Genomic DNA, 1,337 nt, shown 5'->3' on the forward strand with positions numbered 1-1,337 from the left:
TGTGGTGTCTCGGGACATCGCTGACGGGTGTGTCTCGGGACATCGCTGACGGTTTGAGTGTGTCATGTGGGTTGGGGTTCGCGGTGGCCGCGTAGGTCGTAGCGGGGTTGGGCGCTGGGTTGGTAGCGGTGGTTGGGGTTGATGGTGAGTTCGCGGACGAGTCGGTTGCCGGAGAAGATGGTGGTGTGGTGGCCGTGGCGGATGGTGGTGACGGTGTGTCCGGCCCAGCGGCGTCCGACGTTGATGGTGTAGCGGCCGACGCTGATGGCGCCTCCGGGGGTGACGGTGCTGGTGGTGGTGGTGACGGGTTCGGGTAGAGGTGTGGGGGCTGGTCGGGCTTTTGTGGTGGCGGTGAAGGCTTCTGCGGGGGTGGCGCCGGCGAGGGCGCGGTGGGGTCGGTGGTGGTTGTAGTGGTGACGGAAGGCTGTGAGGAGGGCGTCTAGTTCGTCCAGGGTGGTGGGCGGGTCTTGAGCGCGGAGCCATTTTTTCAGTGTTTGCCAGAGCCGTTCGATCTTTCCGCAGGTTTGTGGGTGGTACGGGCTGGAACAGATGGTCTGGGTGCCCAGGGCGTGGAGGTTCGTTTCAAACGCTACTTGCTGGCCGCGGCGGTAGCCGGAGTAGACCCAGCCGTTATCGGTCAGCGACATCGCTGGGACGCCGCATTCGCTGATCGCTGCGGTCATGACCGCCCAGACTCCAGGACCGGTGCCATCGCCGGGTTCGCAGCCCAGTCCGGCCAGGTAGCGGGAATGATCGTCCAGGGTGCCGGCGATCGCTACGGGGGTGCCATCGGTGAGCGACCATGCGGTCCAGTCCGACTGCCAGCACTCGTTCGGGCGGGCATAAACGAACCGGCGCAGCGATGATTTCGGCCGCTTGGCCGGTGCGGGCGTGACCAGCCCACGGCGGACCAGGACTCGCCAGATCGTCGTGCGCGAGGGCACCACACCGGTTGGCTGTTCACGTAGCAGCCGCCAACGGATCTGTTCCGGGCCGTTGTCCTCGCCGTCCTCGGTCAGCCGTTTACGCAGCTTTACGATCTCGTCCTCGACCTGGCCCGGCGTAGCGGCTGGGCTGCTCAGCGGGCGACGAGACCGCTCGGCTAGCCCGTCCACGCCCTGCTCAGCGAACCGACGCCGCCATTTGTAGAACGTCTGGCGACTGATGCCCTGCTCAGCACAGAACACCGACACGTTCGGCACCGCTCCAGCCAACGCCGCGGCCATCCTGATATCCATCGCTGCCACTCTCCCCGTCATGAACACACAGTCCACAACAATTCAGGTGTCAGCGATGTCCCGAGACATCAACTGTCAGCGATGTCCCGAAACAGGACA

General features: G+C 65.1%; 1 protein-coding gene. It reads right to left on the reverse strand.

The window, feature by feature from the left end; all coding sequences use genetic code 11:
* Nucleotides 1-62 precede the first annotated feature (62 nt).
* Nucleotides 63-1,238, reverse strand: a complete 1,176-nt coding sequence (locus G8760_RS29690) for an IS481 family transposase (protein WP_207782875.1) — start codon at nucleotides 1,236-1,238, stop codon at nucleotides 63-65.
* Between the last annotated feature and the right edge of the window lie 99 nt (nucleotides 1,239-1,337).

This window comes from Phytoactinopolyspora limicola (genome assembly GCF_011320225.1).
GTDB lineage: Bacteria > Actinomycetota > Actinomycetes > Jiangellales > Jiangellaceae > Phytoactinopolyspora > Phytoactinopolyspora limicola.

Excerpts from the sequence above, each read along its gene's own strand:
- G8760_RS29690 (WP_207782875.1), bottom strand. The coding sequence starts at position 1,238 with ATGGATATCAGGATGGCCGCGGCGTTGGCTGGAGCGGTGCCGAACGTG.